The 5,248-nt window shown below is 27.1% G+C and carries 4 protein-coding genes; all 4 read right to left on the bottom strand.

Annotation, left to right across the window (positions count from 1 at the left end):
• Window positions 1-198: 198 nt before the first annotated feature.
• The 4 genes from FGK85_RS14460 to FGK85_RS14445 all read right to left on the bottom strand — a co-directional run bounded on the left by FGK85_RS14460 (window position 199) and on the right by FGK85_RS14445 (window position 4,913).
• Window positions 199-1,131 (bottom strand): hypothetical protein, encoded by a 933-nt coding sequence (locus tag FGK85_RS14460; protein WP_138207794.1) that lies wholly within the window; start codon window positions 1,129-1,131, stop codon window positions 199-201.
• Window positions 1,132-1,387: 256 nt separating this feature from the next.
• Window positions 1,388-1,714 carry a DUF1904 domain-containing protein gene (locus FGK85_RS14455; protein ID WP_138207792.1) on the bottom strand — a complete coding sequence of 109 codons (327 nt, stop codon included), beginning with the start codon at window positions 1,712-1,714 and terminating at the stop codon, window positions 1,388-1,390.
• A gap of 217 nt (window positions 1,715-1,931) precedes the next feature.
• Window positions 1,932-2,762, bottom strand: coding sequence for an NlpC/P60 family protein (locus tag FGK85_RS14450; RefSeq protein WP_138207790.1), 831 nt, complete (start codon window positions 2,760-2,762; stop codon window positions 1,932-1,934).
• Window positions 2,763-3,611: 849 nt separating this feature from the next.
• The gene (locus tag FGK85_RS14445; RefSeq protein WP_138207788.1) at window positions 3,612-4,913 is read right to left on the bottom strand and encodes a uracil-xanthine permease family protein; all 1,302 of its coding nucleotides are present in this window, start codon (window positions 4,911-4,913) and stop codon (window positions 3,612-3,614) included.
• Between the last annotated feature and the right edge of the window lie 335 nt (window positions 4,914-5,248).

Here is a 5,248-nt window from a genome sequence, read left to right as displayed (position 1 = left end):
AAAGCCTAGCGGCTAAAGAATTAGTGCATTTTATTTATGAGCAAGCTAAAAACAATGTACCCATAGAATTAATACTTGATGAGCTGAAATTAGCTTCTTAGAAAAATTTTCAAGTTATTTATAGGACAAATATAGTGTGAAACACTGTAACTATATTCCTGTCAAGGAATTTGAATCTACAATTGGTATTTCAACTTCTTAAATTAAAGAAGTTAAGTTAATAAATTGAAATAATTCTTCTAAGGCTTCCTTTAAAGATACTCCATTTTTTATTTTTGTCATAAAACCTTTAGTAATTATCATTGCTTCTTCTTTATCTATTGATTTTTTCTGTACTAATAAATTATATATTTCCTTTTCACTTTCAGTTAGTTGGCCATTACATACTTTTTCAATCATTTGCATATTTATTGGCAAATATTCGTTTTCCATTTTGTTTTGTTGATGTATTATATAAAAAGGCTTTTCTACTTCTTTAAGATATATTATTCTTTCTTCTTTGTCATATTTATAAAATTCATTTTCTATATCTATAGCTTGTGTAATGAAATCATAGAAATCAATTTTTTCACCACATAAATTTACTGCTAATCTATGAGCATTTTCTAAGCTTAAAACACCATAATAATATAATAAACCTTTTATTATATTAATCCATAAAGAATTACATTGAATTTCTTTTGCATCTACTGTATATGCTGAATTTAGGAACTTCTCCTTTATAGGAAGTACCAAATCCCTAGGAATTATCATGACCTTATCTTCATTATCTAATATCCCAGAAAAAACCATACCTGTATACCTATATTTTATAAGGCTCTCCATATTGTCTTCATGGTATAAATGAACTCCATCATTGGATATTAGGCTTTCCAATATGTCCTTTTGCTCATCATCAAGTGCTTTTATTATATTGTCTATATTATCTAATATTCCTGCTTCTAATTCTACAATAAATTCTTGTTTCTTTAAATTACTTATTCCTTTAATTCCAATATTTTTTCTTATTTTATTAAGTTCTTCTTTAGTCATACCTTCTAGAAAATCTTTTAAAGTACCTTCTCTTTTTATTTTATTAAAAAGTTTATTTTCTAGTTTGCTATATGCATCTAACATAGCAACCTTATTCATATTTCCTCATCCTTTTCATTGCTTTAGTTTATATTAATATAATTGTCTATATTATAAATGTTGAATTACATTATTTAGAATATGATATAATATAAATATTTAGTTTAAATTATAGTATACTTATAAAATTTTTATTATAAATCACATAACTTTTATTATAAATCACATAACTTTTATTATAAATCACATAACTTTTATTATAAATCACACAACATTTATTAAATAACCATAAAATTCCACTCTATGTTTATACACTCTAGAAATGTTCTCCATTTTCATAGTAATCTTTAGTATTTAAGCTATTGAATATAATGTCTACAGAATCATATCCAACTTTCTGAATGTATTTTGTTATTATTTTAGCTGTTTTATCCTTTGTTTCTTGTCCTCTGTCAAACCAGCTTACTTCTACAAATGGGTACTCTGCTGGAATTTCTCCATCAGTTATAAATTCTGAATTCAAACATTCTATAGTAAAATAATTTCTAGGACATTCTATTAAACCTTGCAATTCATCTATCATATCTTTGCAGATTAATTTTAAATGATCTTTTTTTATATTTTTAGTTTTTATTTGTGGCATGCATAACATCCTTTCTATATATAATGTACTTTCTGTATATAATGTATAATGGCAACAAAAGTTATTTTAACATATAAAAGCCTATCTACGCTACTAAAAATTTAAAAGGGGCTGTTGCATTAAGGAATTTACATATGATATATTGTGCTAAAAATTTAAATCTAACACAATATATCATAGTATTTATTCTTAGTGAAACAACCCCTTTTTACGAAATTTATTTTCTCATAAAGAACTGCATCTTGTCTGTAGTTTCTGACTGCACTGTAATAGGTCTTTTATGATAGGTTACATTATCTTTTGCAGATAGTGCATCTACTACATGTCCATTTTCTTTCTTGGAATCTTCCCATCCCATAAATATGTATACATGACTTGGTACTCCTGATATACCCACTGTATCTAAAGTGAATACTATATCTCCTTTTCTTAAGTCACTTGCATTAGTACTTTTTTTCCATCCTTGTTTTTCTAATTCTTTCACTAATGTATCTGTTCTTGACACATCATTAGGAATCTTTACACCATTAGCATTTAATATGGATACCATATATTTTATGTTAATTCCTTCATATTTTCCACCAGTTAGGGAAAGTGCTGTTTGCAATATCTTTTTTCTATCTTCTTCTTTATCCAAGGATGTACCTATTTTTTCATAATATGGTTTTTCCTCTTGCTTAACCTCTTTTGTTTTTGGTTTTTCATCTTTTTTTACACTTGAATTGTTCTTTGCTTCTTCTTTAACTTGTGAACTGTCATTTTTAATAGCTAAACTTTGCTCTTGTTTTTGCTTTTCTGTTTTTTCCGCTCTAGATACCCTCCTGTTATATGATATGGAGCTTGCAGCTAATGCTATAAATATAGCTAAAAACACACCTAATATAGCAGTAATAGCTGTATTATATTTCAACTCTCTTTGTAATTCCATGTCTTGCATTTCTTTAATGCATCTTTCGCATTCTTCTATACGTTCTTCACCTTTTTTAGACATCTTCTTTATTTTATCTTTATGAAGTTTTTCTAAAACATCCAATTTATCTCTGTCCATTATTACACTCCTCAAATTTTATTTACTTAAATATTATATCATAAAGTTTCATATTATGTTTTCACTAAGCTTATAAATTTTAATGGAATACACTGCAATTATTACCTGTAAATTTATGTATATGTTTTAATTCTATATATTTTACATTAATATTATAATTCAATAACCTCTATATTAAAACTAAAATTACTGATTAAGTTTATTAATTTTTTTTAAAAATTTGTAAACATTAAAATTTAACGGTGTATTTTTGATTATATAATTCGAAAATTACCTAATATACTAATTTTAGTAATTTAGCTTTTGTATTTATAAAATTATAAACCCAAATACTAGAGAAAATCAATTACCAGCATTTGGGTTTGTCTTAATTTATTTTATTACGTTTTTTTTGTTTTATATTTTTTTATTTACTTGTTTTATATCTTTTTATTTACTTGTTTTATATCTTTTTATTTACTTATTCAACTTTCGCAGTTATAAAATAAAAATATATAATTTGCAGTTAAGTAATAGGTAATAGCTAAGAAATAAAAGTTACGAATAAAACCCTAAGAGTTTTCATAATTAATTTGTAAGCATTACTTTTTACTTATTACTTTTTACTTATTACTTTTTACTTATTACTTATTACTTCTTACTTATTACTCTTACATTGTATAGTGTAGAACTTAAAATTTATATGCGAAAGCTGAGTTACTTATTTTTTTAATTTATTTATATTAATTTTTTATTGCATTATTACATTTTCTATTTAATTATCGATATTTTTATTTTTTTGCTCTATTTTAGATTAATTTTTGTTATATTATTATATTTTGTTTGTATTTTGTTTGTATTTTATATTTATTAAGCATTTTCCGTGTTTTTCTTGCTGAAAGCATTTAGCATTGCGTTTAATACAACTCCTACTATAGCTGCAAAGCTTAATCCTGATATTTTAACTGTTTCTGTTACAGGAATTCCTAGTGTTATTCCAAAACGTTTCTCTATTATTCCGCTTCCAAATCCTAATACTAGTATTACAACCATTATCACAATATTTTTTACATTGATTTTAACATTGCTATTTTTTATAGTTTTTACTCCTATTAAGGATATCATACTGAATAACATTAAACTTATTCCACCCATTACTGGCACCGGTATACTTTTTAATACAGCTCCTACTTTGCTTATAAATCCTAATGCTACTGCAAATATAGCTGCTAATCTCAATATAGCTGGGTTATAGTTTTTAGTTACTGCAAGCACACCTGTGTTTTCTCCATAAGTAGTGTTTGCTGGTCCACCTATAAATCCTGCAAGCATTGTTGCAAGTCCATCACCTAGTAAAGTTCTATTTAATCCTGGATCCTCCACAAAGTTCTTTCCTACTACATTTCCATTAGTAGTTATATCCCCTACATGCTCCATGAATACTGCTAATACTACTGGTGCTATAGTTGCTATTGCTGGTATTGAGAATTTTGGTAAATTGAATGCTGGCATTGCTACCATAGACGCTTCTGTTATTATTTTAGTATCTACTATTCCCATTGCAAGTGATATTACATATCCTACGGTTACAGCTACTAGTATTGATAATTGCTTTAAAAATCCCTTTGCTGTGAAATTTATCATTATTGCTGTTCCTAATGTTATGCCTGCTACTATAAGATTATTTGATGCCATTCCATAAGCTGTTGGTATTAAATTTAATCCTATGATTATGATCATTGGTCCTATAACTTGTGCTGGTAAATATTTTTCTATTCTTTTTACCCCTATTTTCTTTATGAATAGTGACACTATTACATAAATTAAACCTGCTACTATTATTCCACCTTGTGCATAGGACAAGTCCCCGTTATACATTTGTTTAACTGATAATATTACTGGTATGAATGCGAATGATGAACCTAGGAAAACTGGAACCTTCTTCTTGGTTACCATGTGAAATGTTAATGTTCCAAGACCTGCTGATATAAGAGCTATAGATGGATCAAATCCTGTTACAATCGGAACTAATACTGTTGCTCCAAACATAGCAATTAAATGTTGAAGTGCAAGTATCATTTTCATTATGCCCTCTTTTAAGGATTTGCTTGAAACCTCTTGGTTTTGATCTGCTACTGCGGTAGTATTTGTTTTTATTGCATTCTCTGACATTATTCATCCTCCTTCTCAATCTCTCCGGATTGAATTAAAAGTTATTATAAAAAACCTTCTCGCAAAACTAGCAAGAAGGTATAATTCGTCCTCTTAAACCTAAACTTCAAATTGTCATTCTTGCTAGCCTCACAGGGCTCACTTAAAGATTCATTTTTCTTTCTCAAAACATAATATCACATATATTTTAATATTTCAATACCAAACTCAGAGATTTAGCACCTAAATTCCAGTAAAAATTTTATTTTTACTGGAATTGTATCTTTTTACATTTACTTAAAGGGCTGGTAAGCCCGCAGACCGATAGGTCGCAAAAATAGATACACTTACCCCTA

The organism is Haloimpatiens lingqiaonensis, from assembly GCF_901447495.1.
GTDB classification, from domain to species: Bacteria; Bacillota; Clostridia; order Clostridiales; family Clostridiaceae; genus Haloimpatiens; species Haloimpatiens lingqiaonensis.
The sequence above is the reverse complement of the archived record's forward strand: the minus strand, read 5'-3'. Positions and strand labels throughout refer to the sequence as shown.

What these genes read in the sequence shown, in the direction of transcription:
- FGK85_RS14460 (WP_138207794.1), bottom strand. Translation starts at nt 1,131, where the DNA reads ATGAATAAGGTTGCTATGTTAGATGCATATAGCAAACTAGAAAATAAA.
- FGK85_RS14455 (WP_138207792.1), bottom strand. Translation starts at nt 1,714, where the DNA reads ATGCCACAAATAAAAACTAAAAATATAAAAAAAGATCATTTAAAATTA.
- FGK85_RS14450 (WP_138207790.1), bottom strand. Translation starts at nt 2,762, where the DNA reads ATGGACAGAGATAAATTGGATGTTTTAGAAAAACTTCATAAAGATAAA.
- FGK85_RS14445 (WP_138207788.1), bottom strand. Translation starts at nt 4,913, where the DNA reads ATGTCAGAGAATGCAATAAAAACAAATACTACCGCAGTAGCAGATCAA.